Below are 17,650 nucleotides of genomic sequence, written 5' to 3'. Positions count from 1 at the left end.
TTATACTCGCACGGAGGCAATGGTGATTACCCTCTCTCGACTCTACGTTCATCCGGTGAAATCCATGCGCGGCTTGCAGCTTTCTCATGCACAAGTCAGCAGCAGTGGATTGGCCTTTGACCGCGTATTCATGATTACTGAGCCGGATGGCACTTTTATTACTGCGCGTCAGAATCCAAAGATGGTGATGTTTACACCGGCATTAATGTCGGACGGTTTATATCTCACTGCCCCCGATGGCGAGAGTGCCAGTATCCGCTTTAATGATTTTTTAGCCAATGCCGAACCAACCGAAGTTTGGGGAAATCATTTTACTGCGCTGATTGCCCCAGCCGATATCAATAACTGGCTCAGTGGTTATTTTCAACGCGAAGTGCAATTGCGCTGGCTGGGGACGGAATTAACCCGCCGGGTAAAACCCATGCCAGAAGTTCCACTCTCTTTTGCCGATGGCTTCCCTTATCTGCTGATTAACGAGGCATCTTTTAAAGAGTTGCAGCAACGCTGCCCTGGCAGTATTAAGCTAGAACAGTTTCGGCCGAATTTAGTGGTGACCGGTGCCAGTGCATTTGCCGAAGACAGTTGGAAAGTTATCCGTGTCGGCGATATTACCTTTGATTTGGTTAAGCCATGCAGCCGCTGCGTATTAACCACTGTTAGCGTTGAGCGTGGACGGAAACATCCAACTGGCGAACCATTGCGGACACTACAGACATTCCGAACAGCAGAAAATGGCGATATCGATTTTGGGCAGAATATGGTGGCCAGAAATAGCGGCATTATTCGGGTCGGTGATGAGGTCGAAATTCTGTCCACCAAACCACCACGGCCCTACACCGCAGGTACAGTGATTGAAAGCGTTAATGCGCCACAAGATCAATCCAAAGCGGTATCCATTGAATATAATGGCATCCGCTTTAATGGCAATAATCAGCAGGTATTACTGGAACAATTAGAACAGCAGAATATCCGTATTCCTTATTCATGCCGAGCTGGGATATGTGGCAGTTGCAGAATTACCTTAGTGAATGGTGAAGTTGCACCGTTAAAACAGAGTGCCATTGGCAATGACGGGACGATTCTTTGTTGCAGCTGTATACCTAAGGGCGATATTACGCTCAGTGGTAAATGAACCTCTTAATCTTAATATACCCAATAGATTTAAAATGCAGGAAGGCGGCGAATAAGAGACAGAGCTGTCGGGAGCTGATTTGAACGCTGCTTGCGGCGGCCTCACAGAGGCGAGGCCCATGGATGGGCCGAATAATGATAGCAGCCAACCGATCTGCAGTTTGAAAGATGAAGGGTATTAGACCGCCCGGTCAAGGTTGAAAGCTGGTGCGGTATAAATATCCTCAATTACCAGTGGCAACAAGCGGTCGTTCATTATCTTTATTGCATCGCCCAGCACTAGCTGACGCCCGGCTAATACCACTTGAGGCTGTGCTAATAAACATAAGCTGGCAGTGTCGCCTGACTCAACCACTAACAAACGGACATCCTCTCCGCTATCTAATACATTTACCGCGGCCAGCTCAGCATTTTGCGGCGTAAATGATTTAGCCTGTTGAGCAAAATACCAACTTTTAGGCATTAACGGTTTTAAGTAACGAAATGCAACCAGTGCATTTAACACCAATTCTGAACGTTGTTCATGGCTCAGCTTAATTTGGCGACATTGATCTTCAAATTCAAAATAGAGCGCAGCATCGTCAACACAGAATGCAGATTCATCAAAGGCATCTGGGGTGAGCATTTTAGACGGGAAACGCGAGCGAAATATCATACCATTGGCTAAATCCAACATGAGTCGGTCGTGTTCGGTATCAAAATACCAACGCCATTTATCGTCTGGTTTAATCCGCATATTTTTTCTTCCCGCCATGCTGCTAACATCATTGACTCAATAACTGAGTGTTCATCCATCGAGGGGGATTAAATTCATATAGGGCTTTCGCTGTATATTTAATCTACCGGAGTAAAATATAGACGAGCCAGAGGAATAAATAAACCCCCCCGGCATGTAATGAAGATAAATAATTAGATATGAGTAACGATATTCTTAATCAAACCGGGTCCACGGAAGATAAATCCGGAATAAATTTGAATCAATGACGCACCCGCTGCCATTTTTTCTCGGGCCGCCGTGACCGAATCAATTCCGCCGACACCAATAATTGGCAGTCGCCCTTGAAGCTCTTGCGATAAACGACGGATGACTTCAGTGCTGCGTAATTGTAATGGGCGTCCACTTAAACCACCAGCTTGTTCGCAATAATCTAATCCTTGAATTAGAGAGCGATCGAGTGTTGTATTAGTGGCAATAACACCATCTATATTATGACGAACTAAACTGTCGGCTATTTGGATCAATTCTTCTTCCGTAAGATCCGGGGCGATCTTTACTGCAACCGGAACGTACTTATTATGTCGTGCATGTAATTCTGTTTGCTTATTTTTAATTGCTGCTAACAAGTCATCTAATGCTTCCCCATACTGTAAGGATCGTAATCCTGGAGTATTAGGTGAGGAGATATTAATCGCAATATATCCTGCATATGGATATATTTTATCCATGCAAATCAAGTAATCGTCTTTACCTTGTTCTACTGGCGTATCTTTATTCTTGCCGATATTAATGCCTAAAATACCGCCAAAATGTGATTTTTTGACGTTTTCAATTAAGTTATCAACCCCGTGATTATTAAATCCCATCCGGTTGATCAAACCTTCGGCTTCAACGATCCTGAATAATCTTGGTTTATCATTACCTGACTGTGGTCGTGGTGTCACCGTCCCTACTTCGATAAACCCAAATCCCATCGCGCCTAGTGCATCAATACACTCACCGTCTTTATCCAGACCCGCGGCCAAGCCTAATGGGTTTTTGAATGACAGCCCCATGCAGCTTACCGGTTTGGTTGGCACCGACTGGCGCACCAAAAACTCAAGCGGTGTACCGGTAACTCGTTTTAACTGGCGGAACGTAAATTCATGGGCACGTTCTGGATCAAGCTGAAAGAGTGCTTTTTTGACGATGGGATAGTACATGTGATCTCCTGAGCGACCGATGACAAATCGTTGGCGGGTATTAATTCTGTCGTTCTACAGCCAGTGGCGTTCAATTTATGTGGCGACACAAATTCACCGCAATTAGCTGACCGACTTCCAACATGTGGATAGATGCGGGAATGGTAAATTCATCTTTCGGGAAAGTAAACGTTTGCTAAGTAAAGCCGCGCAAAGAATAGCAAGCGTCGCTAGCTTGATAACAAAGTGTTAATTATTTGCAGGTAAGAAGAGATAAAGAGACAAAATGGGCATTACTGCCCTCTCGATGACAACGATAATGTGACTGATCAGTGATTCATTATGATCAGTCACTTATTTACCCTACGTCTTTTATATAGTCTGGGACATACCGTCAGTGCTATGCAGCCAGCGCTTTGGTTATCTTCTCGAACAAATCACCGGATAAGTTTTCCAGCGTTTTCAATTGCTCCAGCGCCTGTCGCATCAGAGTCTGACGCCCTGCGTCATAGCGTTTCAGACGGATCAGGGGCTCAATCAATCGCGCAGCAACTTGCGGGTTACGGGTATTCAAATCACTGAGAATTTCCACCAGGAATTGATAGCCGCTACCATCGCTGGCATGGAATGCTGCTGGATTACCAGAAGCAAAACTGCCAACTAACGAGCGAGTACGATTTGGATTGCTCAAACTAAATGCCGGATGCTTAAGCAAAGCACGCACCTGAGTCAGAACATCTTCTGCCGGACTGGTCGCTTGCAACGCAAACCACTTATCCATGACCAGACCATCATGGTTCCAGCGCACATCAAAGGCGGCTAATAACTCATCACGGCAAGGTAACTGTGCTGCAACCGCTGCTGCCATTGCTGCCAGCGAGTCGGTCATATTATCGGCTTGGTGATATTGTGAAGAGACCAGCTTGTTAGCAAACTCTTTATCACCAAACGCCAGATAATTCAGGCAGGTATTGCGCAATGCCCGCTTGGCGATATCACCATGCTCAATGCGATAAACCGGCGTTAAATTCGCGACATAAACAGCTAACAGCTCATCGGACAGTGTTTGAGCCAAACAACCTGTAATCGCTTCATGGACTGCGCTGATAGCCTGCGGATCAATAGTGGTAAACAGTTCTGCAATTTCATTCTCTGATGGCAGCGTCAGGATCTGTGCGGCTAGCGCAGGATCAAGATTTTCATCAAGTAATATCGCACGGAAAGCATCAGCCACGTGAGCAGGTAGGCTCAACGGCTGTTTCTGCTGGTATTTGGCTACGTTAAGCTTGATATAAGTTGCCAACAGACTTTGCGCCGCATCCCAACGAGAGAACTCATTGCGCGCATGCTGCATCAGGAAAGTGAGCTGCTGATCGCTGTAGGTGTAATCCAATTTGACTGGTGCGGAGAATTCACGCAACAGCGATGGGATTGGTGTGTGTTCGACATTATCAAAGGTAAAGGTCTGCTCAGCTTCGGTCACATTCAGCACATGATGAACCGGCAAGCCATTTCTCTGCAACGCAATTACATTGCCTTTACTGTCATATAATTCGATATCCAGTGGGATATGTAATGGTAGCTTTTCAGGCTGATCAGCGGTTGGTAAGGTTTTCTGGCTAACGTGCAAATGATACTGCTGCTTTTCAGCATCATAATCATCACGCACTGTCAGTATTGGTGTGCCAGATTGGCTATACCAGCGGCGAAACAAAGAGAGATCAACATTAGATGCATCTTCCATTGCCTGAACGAAATCATCACAAGTTGCTGCGCTGCCATCATGGCGCTCAAAATAGAGCTGCATACCAGCCTGAAATTGCTGTTCCCCCAGTAAGGTGTGCATCATGCGGATCACTTCTGAACCTTTTTCATATACTGTTAGGGTATAGAAGTTGTTCATCTCGATGACTTTATCTGGGCGAATCGCATGGGCCATTGGGCTGGCATCTTCCGCGAACTGTGCCGCGCGCATGACTCGTACATTTTCAATGCGGTTAACTGAACGTGAGCCTAAATCAGAGCTGAACTCCTGATCACGGAATACGGTTAACCCTTCTTTCAAACTTAACTGGAACCAATCACGGCAAGTGACTCGGTTGCCGGTCCAGTTATGGAAATATTCATGACCAATAACCGCTTCAATATTCAGATAATCTTTATCTGTCGCGGTTTCTGCTTTTGCCAGAACATATTTTGAGTTGAATACATTCAACCCTTTATTCTCCATGGCCCCCATATTGAAGAAATCGACCGCAACGATCATATAGATGTCGAGGTCATATTCCAGACCAAAGCGGGTCTCATCCCATTTCATGGAGTTCTTCAGCGAGGTCATCGCCCAGTCAGCACGGTCTAAATTGCCCCGATCAACAAAAAGCTCTAGCGCCACTTCGCGGCCAGAACGGGTAATGAACTTATCGCGCAAGACATCAAAATCACCGGCAACCAATGCAAACAGATAACAAGGTTTCGGGAATGGGTCTTCCCATTTTACCCAATGACGCCCCTCTTCCAGGTCCCCTTGCCCTACGCGGTTACCGTTGGAAAGCAAATAAGGGTAACGCGATTTGTCAGCGACAATACGAGTAGTAAAACGGGCCAGCACATCAGGGCGGTCTAAATAGTAGGTAATATGACGGAAACCTTCAGCCTCACACTGGGTACACAGCGCTTCACCAGAAAGATATAGTCCCTCAAGCGCACTGTTTGTCGCAGGGTGGATATCATTGACGATTGTCAGTGTGAAATGTGCGGGTAATTGCTCAATAACCAGCGCATTATCCTGTAGATGATAATGAGGCCATGCTTGCCCATCAACGCTGAGACTGATGAGCGTGAGATCTTCACCATTTAAGACCAACGGTGTCACTTCGGTTGCCTGACGTTTTACTTTACTGACCGCCGTTACCGTCGTTTTTTGCGCATCCAGTGCGAAGTCCAGATCGATATCGGTGATGGTGTAATCCGGCGCACGATAATCGTGACGGTATTTAGCTTGCGGCTGTTGTGTCATAGAAACCCTTTTGACGTCATCTGTGAATATGATTATCAGGTCTGTATTGATGGTTGATTGGGCTTAAGAACATGGCTGCCATTGACTTCGCCCCAGACCCAGATAGCGTTTCAATGTATCACAATTGTTAGAAAAACCTAGTTGAGAACCCGTGCTATTCGGGCATATTTGCCATTGATTGTGGGTTTTTCGAGTCAGTTCGCAAGTCAATGATAGGTTTGCAATTGGTGAACAGTCACGCCGCTGTTACCCGCCGATCATGACGTTTTTCTCCGCATGGGATATCAGAGTCGTGGACTTGGGTAGTATCAGTGAGTGGAGATGCCAAAGGCTAGGGTTGTCTGCCATTTCTAATTCAGAGCTAATGGCACGTTTAAACCTAGACCTCGGATTAGCATTTATGGTGTGATGAAGCTTCAATAACAGGATAATCTCGGTATACTCCCGTGACTTTATCGTTTATGCCGATTACGGAAATGCTGCTACGAGGATGCTGTATAGCGCCATGACTCAAGACGCCTCACCGATTTTGACCTCATTGCTTGATACCGATGCATATAAGCTTCATATGCAGCAAGCCGTGTTCCATCGCTATCGCTATATTACCGTTGCCGCTGAGTTTCGCTGCCGTGGTGATGAGCTGTTGGGCGAATATGCTGACGAAATCCGCCACCAGATAGCATTGATGAGCCAATTGGCGTTGACCGATGATGAGTATCTCTACCTCTCCGGTTTACCCTTTTTTCAAGCTGACTATCTGAATTGGCTACGCACCTTTCGCTTTAATCCTGAGCAAGTCACCGTATCAGACAACCAAGGTAAGTTAGAGATTCGGATTGTCGGTTTATGGTCTGAAACCATTTTATGGGAAGTGCCACTGCTCGCCGTGATCAGTGAAATCGTCCATCGCCGTCGCTCTGTGCATGTCTCTAGCGCTCAGGCTGTTCAGCAACTACGCAGTAAGCTGCAACAATTTAAGTCGCTCAGTGCTGATATAGATATTTCTCATTTTAAGTTAATGGATTTTGGCACTCGCCGCCGTTTCTCGCGCGACATACAACATGCCATCGTCAGCAGCTTAAAAGATGAATTTCCTTATCTGGTCGGGACCAGTAACTATGATTTAGCCCGCAAATTGGCATTAACGCCAGTAGGTACTCAGGCCCATGAATGGTTCCAGGCCCATCAGCAGATAAGCCCAGTTCTGGCCAACAGCCAACGCGTGGCGTTACAAGTCTGGTTGGATGAGTATCCCGATCAACTCGGGGTTGCATTGACCGACTGTATTACCATGGATGCTTTCTTACGCGATTTCGATAAAACATTCGCCAATCGCTATCAGGGATTGCGCCATGACTCGGGTGATCCGTTCGAATGGGGTGAAAAAGCGATCGCCCATTATGAAAAGTTAGGTATTGACCCAATGAGTAAAACATTGGTGTTTTCAGATAATCTGGATCTGAAAAAAGCGCTATCGTTGTACCGTCATTTCTACCAACGGGTTCAATTGGTGTTCGGTATTGGGACGCGTTTAACCTGCGATATTCCCGGAATTAAGCCGCTCAATATTGTTATCAAGCTAATTGAGTGCAACGGCAAACCCGTGGCTAAACTTTCTGATAGCCCGGGTAAAACCATTTGTCATGACCCCGCTTTTGTTGATGAATTACGTGAAGCCTTTGCCCTGCCTTTGGTCAAAAAAGCCAGTTAGGTTATACCCGTTTTTTGCCTTTATTGATTGATAGCTGAGTAGCAAATACTGCTCAGCTAATGGCCTTACTTGCACGTTTTCCCACCATCCCCTTCTCTCAATTAAAGTTAGCCTCGATTTGTCCCGCCTTTATTCAGAAATAAGCACAGAAATGTTGTACTAAACTGATGATTTCTACTTGTGTCCTGCACTGTCGCAAGTAACATAGCTACATCCCCATTTTCTTGGGTTGTTAACTATTTCTATATCAAAACTATTAAAGAGAGAAATCTATGAGCGTAGTGCCTGTAGTCGACGTACTGCAAGGCCGTGCTGCGGTTGACAGTGAAGTCACCGTACGCGGTTGGGTGCGTACCCGGAGAGATTCTAAAGCGGGTATCTCCTTCGTTGCCGTTTATGACGGTTCCTGCTTTGATCCGTTACAGGCCGTCGTGAATAATACTTTGCCTAATTATCAGGATGAAGTGCTGCATTTGACTACCGGCTGTTCGGTCGAAGTGACCGGGACTGTAGTTGCATCACCGGGTGAAGGCCAAAGTTTTGAGATCCAAGCCACGGCAATCAAAGTGGTGGGCTGGGTTGATGACCCCGATACCTACCCGATGGCAGCAAAACGTCACAGCATCGAATATTTACGTGAAGTTGCTCACTTGCGCCCACGAACTAACCTGATTGGCGCAGTTGCCCGTGTTCGCCATACCTTGGCACAAGCAATTCACCGTTTCTTCGATGAGAACGGCTATTTCTGGGTTTCTACGCCGCTGATCACCGCTTCAGATACTGAAGGTGCTGGTGAAATGTTCCGTGTATCCACCTTAGATCTGGAAAATCTGCCACGCACTGATACCGGTGCTGTCGATTTCAGCGAGGACTTCTTCGGTAAAGAAGCTTTCCTGACTGTATCAGGTCAGCTAAACGGTGAAACCTACGCCAGTGCGTTATCTAAAGTTTACACTTTCGGCCCAACTTTTCGTGCTGAAAACTCCAATACCAGCCGTCATTTGGCTGAATTCTGGATGGTAGAACCAGAAGTTGCCTTCGCATCGCTGGATGATGTCGCCGGTTTGGCGGAGAAAATGTTGAAATACGTTTTCCAAGCTGTACTGAACGAACGTGCCGATGATATGAAATTCTTCGCTGAGCGCGTAGATAAAGATGCATTAGATCGCTTGCAACGCTTCGTTACCTCTGACTTCGCACAAGTTAACTACACCGATGCTATCGAGATTTTGAAAGCATCAGGTCAGAAATTTGAGAATGATGTGTCTTGGGGCATCGATTTGTCTTCTGAACATGAGCGCTATTTGGCTGAGAAACACTTTAAAGCACCGGTAGTAGTCAAAAATTATCCAAAAGACATCAAAGCTTTCTATATGCGTATGAACGAAGATGGCAAAACTGTGGCGGCGATGGATGTATTGGCGCCTGGAATCGGTGAAATCATCGGGGGTTCACAACGTGAAGAGCGTTTAGATGTGTTGGATGCGCGTCTGGAAGAGATGGGCCTCAATAAAGAAGATTATTGGTGGTATCGTGATCTGCGTCGCTACGGCACTGTACCGCATTCAGGATTTGGTCTTGGATTTGAGCGTTTGATCTCCTATGTAACAGGGGTTCAAAACGTTCGGGATGTTATTCCATTCCCACGTACGCCGAGAAATGCCAGCTTCTAAGTTCGTCATTTCGAAAAAAAATGTTTAATTGTATAAATAAAAGCCAGCTCAGCTGGCTTTTGTCATTTTTTAAAGTTAGATCTGAGTCACAAAGTTCCCTCATATTTACATTTAGTAACACATGGTATCCCACTGAAACACATTCAGGTAATTGGTAGCATTTTCGGTGTGGATTATAACCCCTGTGAATGGAACACTGCGTTCAGACACAGACGACACCAAACTCTCAACAATAGTTCCAAAAAAATTATTGGCGGCAGTGGCAGGTGTCCGAATAAAACCAATGAGGGTAATAATAATGATGAAGCGCAATATTCTTGCAGTAGTAATCCCAGCATTGTTAGCAGCTGGCGCAGCTAATGCAGCAGAAATCTACAACAAAGACGGCAACAAACTTGACCTGTACGGTAAAGTTGACGCGCGTCACCAGTTCTCTGATGCCAAAAGTCAAGACGGTGACGAAACTTATGTTCGTTTTGGCTTCAAAGGTGAAACCCAAATTACTAGCCAACTGACCGGTTACGGCCAGTGGGAATACAACGTTCAGGCTAACAACGCTGAATCCCAAGGTTCTGAAGGCAACAAAACCCGTCTGGGCTTTGCTGGTCTGAAATTTGCTGAATTCGGTTCATTCGACTACGGCCGTAACTACGGCGTAATCTATGACGTCAACGCATGGACCGACATGCTGCCAGTGTTCGGTGGCGACTCCATCTCTAACTCTGATAACTTTATGACTGGCCGTTCTACTGGTCTGGCAACTTACCGTAACACCAACTTCTTCGGTCTGGTTGATGGCCTGAACTTTGCTCTGCAATACCAAGGCAAAAACGAACGTTCTGGTGATACTGCCGGTATTAAAGAGTCTAACGGTGACGGCTTCGGTATCTCTTCTACTTATGATATCGGTTACGGCGTAAGCTTCGGTGCTGGTTTCTCTTCTGCAAACCGTACCACTGCTCAGAAAGATGCTCACCTGAATCCAGTGAATGGTCTGCATGTTGCTGAAGGCGACAAAGCTCAGGCTTGGAACGTTGGTGCCAAATACGATGCAAACAACGTATACTTGGCTGCAATGTATGCTGAAACTCAAAACATGACTCCATTTGGCACTGACGGTATTGCTAACAAGACTCGTGACATTGAAATCACTGCACAGTATCAGTTCGACTTCGGTCTGCGTCCATCACTGGGCTATGTTCAGTCCAAAGGCAAGGATCTGAACAACAACACTGATGACAACCATGATCTGTTGAAATATGTTTCTGTTGGTACCTACTACGCATTCAACAAAAACATGACCACCTATGTTGATTACAAAATCAACTTGTTGGACGAAGACGACTTCTCTCGTGCTAACGGTCTGATGACTGACGACGTTGTTGGTGTTGGCTTGGTTTACCAGTTCTAAGTCAAACTTAACTCGGCAGTTTATCTGCTGACGTAAGTTGAAAAAAAGACAGAGCTTCGGCTCTGTCTTTTTGTTTCTATCCTTAACCAATATAGGGATATTACGCTGTCAATGGCTCTATTCCGCCGATTTTTCACCCTGAATCCCCTCGCCTCACAACATTCATTTCTTTTTATCGCAAACGGTTGGCAAAGGCTGCAACTGGCGTTACCCTGATAGTTCTGTTTGCTTAACGCTAAGCCATGGAAGCCTCTGACATGTTTGAAAAAATCACTGCTGCACCTGCGGACCCTATTCTGGGCCTGACCGATATTTTCCGCGCGGATGACCGCCCTAATAAAATCAACTTGGGGATCGGTGTCTACAAAGACGAAACCGGTAAAACGCCGGTGCTCACCAGCGTGAAGAAAGCTGAGCAGTATTTGCTGGAAAATGAAGTTACCAAAAACTATCTGGATATTGGCGGCCTACCGGCTTTCGCCAGTTGCACTCAGGAACTGTTGTTCGGTACCCAGAGCGCCATTATCGCAGATAAACGTGCGCGTACAGCGCAAACCCCTGGTGGGACTGGCGGGTTACGTATCGCCGCTGATTTTATCGCCCATCAAACCAGCGCCAAACGTGTCTGGGTCAGTAATCCTAGCTGGCCAAACCATAAAAACATCTTCGCTGCCGCCGGGCTGGAAGTGGTTGAGTATGCCTATTATGATGCTGCGAACCATGCACTAGACTTCGATGGGCTATTAAATAGTCTGTCAGAAGCTCAGGCTGGCGACGTAGTGCTGTTCCATGGCTGCTGCCATAACCCAACCGGTATCGACCCAACTGAAGCCCAGTGGAGCCAACTGGCTGAACTGTCAGTGGCTAAAGGTTGGTTGCCACTGTTTGACTTCGCTTATCAGGGCTTTGCCAAAGGGCTGGAAGAAGATGCTCAGGGCCTGCGAATTTTCGCCGCGACACATCAAGAATTGATTGTTTGCAGCTCTTATTCGAAAAACTTCGGCCTGTACAACGAACGTGTTGGGGCTTGCACTGTCGTTGCGGCAAGCAGCGAAGTCGCTGATATCGCCTTCAGCCAGATTAAAGCGGTTATTCGTGCTAACTATTCTAACCCACCCGCTCATGGTGCCTCTGTGGTTGCCACTATTCTTGGCAACCCAGCACTGCGTGCAATTTGGGAACAAGAGCTGACCGATATGCGCCAGCGTATCCACCGTATGCGTCAGCTGTTTGTTAATACGTTGCAGGAAAAAGGCGCGAAACAAGATTTCAGCTTTATCATTAACCAGAACGGCATGTTCTCGTTCAGCGGCTTGACCAAAGAGCAAGTTCTACGTCTGCGTAATGAGTTCGCTGTTTACGCGGTTAACTCTGGCCGTGTGAACGTTGCCGGTATGACACCGGACAACATGGCTCCGTTGTGTGAAGCTATCGTCGCTGTGCTCTAATTAGTGCTCTGTGACTGAATGTAAAAAGGGTACCTTTGCGGGTACCCTTTTATTTTGCTCAATATGTCAGATCAAACAAATCTTAATGGAACATATATTTGGCAAATTCGTTCATTGGCATGGGTCGCCCATACATATAGCCTTGCAGATAATCAACATTGTGAGCCTGCAAATAGCGCATTTGCGTGTCGTTTTCGACGCCCTCAGCAATCGTTTGTAACCCCAATCGCGTCGCCAAATCAATAACGTTCCCCACAATGTGGCTCGATAGCGCATCAGAACCAATCATGCCGACAAAACTTTGGTCTATTTTCAAGAAATCGACTTTAAACTGCTGTAAGTAACTCAGACTTGAATGTCCGGTGCCAAAGTCGTCAATAGCAATAAAGACACCAAGAGCATGAAGCTCCGCGAATAATCTGTCGGTTATCTCATCTGCAACAATCAATTTGCGTTCGGTTAATTCCAAGGTGATATTAATTTTATTACCGCCAAAAGCCTGAATGAAATTACGGCAGTCATCCAACAAACTCAAATCACGGCAATGGTTGGCGCTAATATTAAAGCCAAAATGGAAACCTTCCGGTAATTGATTCACATAAGGCGCAAATTTTGCACTTACCTGCTGCATAAGAGAACGCGTCATTGGCACAATCAGTTCGCTGTCCTCGGCCATCGGAATAAAATGATTCGGTTGAATCATCCCCTGCCCAGGATGTTGCCAGCGCATTAATACTTCACAGCCAATCCAATACTTCTCTTTACCTGAAACAATGGGCTGCATGTAAGGAATAAACTCATTATTTTCTAATGCCTGTTTTAATACCTGTGTGGGTGATGCCGCTCTGCCTGATAACCAGAAAACAAGCGCGGCTGACCCGATACTCATTAAGATGAAGAATATAAGGCTGCCTTGAGTATATTGCCAAACGTAGGCCAAATATTGCTGATTAGAAAGTGTGGTGCTTAATGAATAAGCAAATTTATCTGACACCAAATATAGTAGTTCTCCCTCTTTCTGAGGGTGGCCTGCATGTACCATACCTGCGGCGTCCATCCACTTATCACCGACTCTCAGTTGTACTTGAATATCGCCACTCAGCAGGTTAAGAATACTACGCAGGTAATAGCCATCAACGGCAACCAAAATACTGTAATCACCTCGCTCCTGCCGGTACACCATTAGAGCGCGATCAGGCGTGACATCATTACCCGACATTAACTCGAGTTGCCCATCAACAAATACCCCTAGATCAAAGGGTGTAGAGAGTGGGCCGTATATTGAGGAGCAATAAATATTGGAGCCTTTAGCAAAAGTCACTGAACGAACATCTGGAACCATGACCACTTGATCCCGTAAGTTCTGCACAACTTGTAAGCAAGGTTTCCCCAATCCGGTTTCTACCTGGATCGCTGCATGTTGCAAGTTATTAAATATCTGATCGAAGCGCGCTCTACCCTGTAATAGTTTGCCCTCTGCATCCTGATGCATATTGGCTTTGGTTTGCCCATAAATCACAACAGCACCCAGCAGCAGAAAGAGTAAGAATACCATGCAAGAAAACCCCACCCGGGACAGGAACTTATTCAGTCTGAAACGACGAAATGGCATAGTGGATTCCATTGAAAGGCGCTCGTAATATTACGAACTTAAAACGGCAGTAAAACCGTGCCGCATCAATATCAATTACTGCTGGTGAGTGGTTTAGAGCTGTCAATTATGCCCCGTCAATATCGCAGAGATAGTGATCATCCAATGGATATCATCATTATGATAACAGTACAAATAAATAGCTGATTATTGCTTCACGAAACTCATTGGTCGCTCATTAAATATAACGCAAAAAGGCACCTGATAGTGCCTTCCTTGTGGTCCTCTGCTGTCTATAGCGCGACTAAAAGATTGTCATCACCAAATAGCAGGCTCTTCACGTATAAACGGATTACTCTGGCGTTCATGTCCTAGTGTCGACATCGGGCCATGACCGGGGATAAAAGTCATATCATCGCCTAAAGGCAACAATTTGGTCCGAATGGAGTTAATCAGTTGCTGGTGATCACCACGCGGGAAGTCACTGCGCCCAACCCCACCATTAAAGATAACATCACCCACTAATGCCAGGCGGCCTTGCTGATCAATGAAGACAATATGGCCCGGTGTATGGCCAGGACAATGCAAGACTGACAACTCTATTTCGCCGACGGTGACTTTATCACCCTCTTCCAGCCAACGAGTCGGGGTAAAAGCCTCACATTCATCTAACCCAAACATTCGGCTCTGGGCAGGTAACCCTTCTAACCAAAAAGTGTCTTCCTTCTCAGGGCCATAGATAGGGATATCAAAATGTGTAGCTAACTCAGCAGCGGCCCCTACATGATCCAGATGGCCGTGAGTCAGTAAAATTTGGCTCACGTTGACCCCTTGGCGTGCCACTTCAGCAATGATCTTGTCCGCATCACCGCCGGGATCAACCAATGCCGCCTGCCCCGTTGCTTCGCACCATATTAAGGTGCAGTTCTGGCTAAAGGCCGTCACTGGAATAATTTGATATTTCATAGAGCTCCACCCCCAATGCAGTCAAACAATGCATTGGCATAAAAATTCGCGTTACCAGGTTCTAGTCGGCCCAGTATCAATATGCACAAAGTTACTGCGAGGGTAATATCCTACACCACCCGCACGCATTTTTAATGCCGCTTTGCGGATATTGCTCAATTGAATACCTTCAATATGGAAATCCATCGCTTTCCCTTGTGTGTGGAAGCTGTGCTTAGCCACACCCCGGCTGCGTTCACGCAGTTCATTATTGGTATCAAGTGAGCGGTAACCGGAAATAAGCTGTACCGGTTTAGTTGTACCGAGAAGACCTTGTAGGCGATATAGCTGATCAAACAGGCGTGGATCGATGTTTTTTACTTTATTGGCCCGATAATCGCGAAATAGATGATTTAAGCGGGAAAGTTCGTCTTTATTATAGCTTCGACCATCAAAAAACTCTGCTTTTATGGACTCGCCTGTATTCAAATTATTCAGGGTCAAGATACGTGGGCGAGGAGTCGAAAGGGTAGCGAATGCTTGCCCTGGTAGCAGCGACATACCCAGCGCTACCCCGCCTAACGTTAGCCATTTACGGCGAAAATTATCGATTTTATCCATGATCTCTGTTAATACCCGGCAAGAATGTCAAAAGAAAGCACTAAATGTGCCGCTCCGAACCATAACCGCCTACGGAAAACCAGTCAACCCGCATTCGGCCCGCATTCACTGTGCGTTGATGTCCGGTTAAAGGGAGCCTTGGTTTAGGCCCCCCGACGACAACCCGATATTAAGACCATTAGTTATTGAGTTTTACTGCATTTATTGCAGCAAAAGTTCAGCCTGAGGTGAAATTTGTGCACCGGATCTCACCGTTTTATCATAATTGTAAATATCTGTTCTAAATTGCGGTTTGCCGTCATCAGCAACCCATGCAGTTAGGTAATACAATTGCACCGGAATACGCTGGCGAATGTTGACATAAGTGGTATCGCCCTGCTTCAGCGTTGACGAAACCCGCGCATCGTTCCAACCCGCATCCTGCAACAACATGTTGGCTAAATCAGATGCTTTATTCACTCGCACACAACCGGAACTCAGCGCACGGATATCCTTCTGGAACAGCCCATGGTTCGGCGTATCATGCAAATAGATAGCATCAGAGCTTGGCATATTGAATTTGAATCGCCCTAATGAATTACTGGCACCTGGGGCCTGACGCAAGCGGTAAGGGAAGTTATTGGCTGAAATCATGCTCCAGTCGATCATTGATGGGTCAACAACTTCGGCCTCATTGCTCCAACCAGATAACACGGTATAACCGTGACGCTGGAAGTAACCTGCATCATAGCGCGCTTTTGGCACGATATCTTGGCGCACCAGAGAGGTCGGTACGTTCCACGGCGGGTTGACGACCACATTATTCAGCGCGCTACTCATTAAGGGCGTTTTACGGCTCGGGCGGCCTACAATCACCCGGGATGAGAGCACTTCTGTACCATTTTTATAATAATTCAGCGAATAGTTTGGAATGTTAACCATGATGCCGTTATCAACCCGCCCCGGCAAAATACGCAAACGCTGAATATTCAATGCCAGCAAGGTAGCCCGTGTTTGTGGTGAGACATTTAGCCACTCGCGAGTACGTGCACCAATAACGCCATCATCACTCAATCCATGCCACAGCTGAAAACGTTTAACGGCCTCCACCAACTCTGGTGTATAGACATTGTCGGTGAGTGTGGCGGTACTCGTTAAAGGCGCAGGTGAAGAGGTAACAACGCCTCCCGTAACCGGAATATCGGCGACAGGTGCCGCTGACGGGCTGACCACCAAGCTGTGCGCTTGAGCACGACTTTTCTCTTCATCAACAGAGAGATCGTCATTGACTGCGGCAACCGCCGGATTATCAACGGGGATAACTTCCGGGGCTTTTACCGGCGTCGCAGCTACAGGGGACAACATGCCAGTTCGGTCGAGAATTTGACGCAGAGCTGGAATATCGTCACTGAGCTGTCCAGGACGCAAACTCGGGCCATTGGACAACTGTGGCCATGGTCGCCGATCTGCCAGCATCTGTTTCAACGCTTTGTGCATTTTGTCGTATTGAGGGTGCTGGGGAGCCAAAGACGCCAAATAAGCCGCGGTAGAACCCTCTTGCACCGCTTGCTTCCAGCGATTTAACACCGTGGTCGGTGGCATTGCCATCTTGTACGGCACGTTGCTGTACAACCAGACGCTGCCGTTGGCATTCACACCTGAGGTAAAGTGCAAATACCCCAGCATGGCATCAGATAAAATAACATCGCGGGCCATGCCGGTAATTTCGGGATCACTCAGCCATTTTACCCACTGCATAAATTGCGGTTGAATACCGGAGAGCGCCACTTCGGCTAGTTGTTGCTGAAAACGCTGGGTGGCAACTTTATCCTGCCACATCGGTTGCATTGCGTTTCCGGCATATAACAGTGCCAGATCAGTCGCATAAAAAGGTGTGACCGTTTTAGGCAGTATCGCCAATAATTGTGAACGGCTTTGTGCCACCGACATGTTTGATGTCGCAGGTATCGCCTGAGCACTCGTGGACAACACTGAAGATGAATCTGCCACGGTGATCGGTGCTGCCGCCGATGCGGTAAACGCTGGCATCAAGCTACACATCAAAGCGCAATATACCGCTAATGCGCCTTGCGGATTTCGTTTCCTTATCGACATTCTATGCCCCCGGTCTGCTGCCTATCTAAGTACGTCATAGTTTGTCGTTACCCTTCTTCCTTGACATCGCAGCGGCGTTAGCTGCAACGCCAATGACTTTGGGTAATACC

The 17,650-nt window shown here is 46.7% G+C and carries 12 protein-coding genes; 5 read left to right on the top strand and 7 right to left on the bottom strand.

All coding sequences use genetic code 11. The annotated features are described in order from the left end of the window. Positions 1–19 precede the first annotated feature (19 nt). The gene (locus ACZ76_RS16655; RefSeq protein ID WP_074007603.1) at positions 20–1,132 is read left to right on the top strand and encodes a YcbX family protein; all 1,113 of its coding nucleotides are present in this window, start codon (positions 20–22) and stop codon (positions 1,130–1,132) included. 177 nt (positions 1,133–1,309) lie between these two features. Here ACZ76_RS16655 and ACZ76_RS16650 read toward each other — a convergent pair whose 3' ends face one another. From ACZ76_RS16650 to pepN, 3 genes are all read right to left on the bottom strand, one after another. Beyond that, the gene (locus ACZ76_RS16650) at positions 1,310–1,867 is read right to left on the bottom strand and encodes a cell division protein ZapC (RefSeq protein WP_048619909.1); all 558 of its coding nucleotides are present in this window, start codon (positions 1,865–1,867) and stop codon (positions 1,310–1,312) included. 173 nt (positions 1,868–2,040) lie between these two features. Beyond that, positions 2,041–3,051: a quinone-dependent dihydroorotate dehydrogenase gene (gene pyrD / locus ACZ76_RS16645; protein WP_048619908.1), complete on the bottom strand. Its 1,011-nt coding sequence runs from the start codon at positions 3,049–3,051 to the stop codon at positions 2,041–2,043. Positions 3,052–3,430: 379 nt separating this feature from the next. Then, entirely contained in the window at positions 3,431–6,046 is a 2,616-nt protein-coding gene (pepN, locus tag ACZ76_RS16640) for an aminopeptidase N (protein WP_048619907.1), read from the bottom strand. A 505-nt stretch (positions 6,047–6,551) separates the two neighbouring features. Between pepN and pncB the strand changes: the two genes are divergently transcribed. The 4 genes from pncB to ACZ76_RS16620 all read left to right on the top strand — a co-directional run bounded on the left by pncB (position 6,552) and on the right by ACZ76_RS16620 (position 12,289). Continuing rightward, positions 6,552–7,757 carry a nicotinate phosphoribosyltransferase gene (gene pncB, locus ACZ76_RS16635; RefSeq protein WP_048620341.1) on the top strand — a complete coding sequence of 402 codons (1,206 nt, stop codon included), beginning with the start codon at positions 6,552–6,554 and terminating at the stop codon, positions 7,755–7,757. A gap of 272 nt (positions 7,758–8,029) precedes the next feature. Next, the gene (gene asnS, locus ACZ76_RS16630) at positions 8,030–9,430 is read left to right on the top strand and encodes an asparagine--tRNA ligase (RefSeq protein ID WP_004873772.1); all 1,401 of its coding nucleotides are present in this window, start codon (positions 8,030–8,032) and stop codon (positions 9,428–9,430) included. Positions 9,431–9,731: 301 nt separating this feature from the next. Next, positions 9,732–10,841, top strand: coding sequence for a porin OmpF (ompF, locus tag ACZ76_RS16625; RefSeq protein ID WP_162489046.1), 1,110 nt, complete (start codon positions 9,732–9,734; stop codon positions 10,839–10,841). A 257-nt stretch (positions 10,842–11,098) separates the two neighbouring features. After that, a complete protein-coding gene (locus tag ACZ76_RS16620; RefSeq protein WP_048619905.1) occupies positions 11,099–12,289 on the top strand; it encodes an amino acid aminotransferase in 1,191 nt (396 codons plus the stop codon). A gap of 82 nt (positions 12,290–12,371) precedes the next feature. Here ACZ76_RS16620 and ACZ76_RS16615 read toward each other — a convergent pair whose 3' ends face one another. The 4 genes from ACZ76_RS16615 to ldtD form a co-directional block, all read right to left on the bottom strand. Next, positions 12,372–13,901, bottom strand: coding sequence for an EAL domain-containing protein (locus ACZ76_RS16615; protein ID WP_048619904.1), 1,530 nt, complete (start codon positions 13,899–13,901; stop codon positions 12,372–12,374). 297 nt (positions 13,902–14,198) lie between these two features. Continuing rightward, the gene (locus ACZ76_RS16610; RefSeq protein WP_048619903.1) at positions 14,199–14,846 is read right to left on the bottom strand and encodes an MBL fold metallo-hydrolase; all 648 of its coding nucleotides are present in this window, start codon (positions 14,844–14,846) and stop codon (positions 14,199–14,201) included. Positions 14,847–14,897: 51 nt separating this feature from the next. After that, positions 14,898–15,446, bottom strand: a complete 549-nt coding sequence (locus ACZ76_RS16605) for a YcbK family protein (RefSeq protein ID WP_048619902.1) — start codon at positions 15,444–15,446, stop codon at positions 14,898–14,900. 201 nt (positions 15,447–15,647) lie between these two features. Continuing rightward, positions 15,648–17,540, bottom strand: coding sequence for a L,D-transpeptidase (gene ldtD / locus ACZ76_RS16600; RefSeq protein WP_048619901.1), 1,893 nt, complete (start codon positions 17,538–17,540; stop codon positions 15,648–15,650). Between the last annotated feature and the right edge of the window lie 110 nt (positions 17,541–17,650).

This window comes from Yersinia aleksiciae (genome assembly GCF_001047675.1).
Lineage (GTDB): Bacteria > Pseudomonadota > Gammaproteobacteria > Enterobacterales > Enterobacteriaceae > Yersinia > Yersinia aleksiciae.
This window is presented reverse-complemented; position numbering and strand designations above follow the sequence as displayed.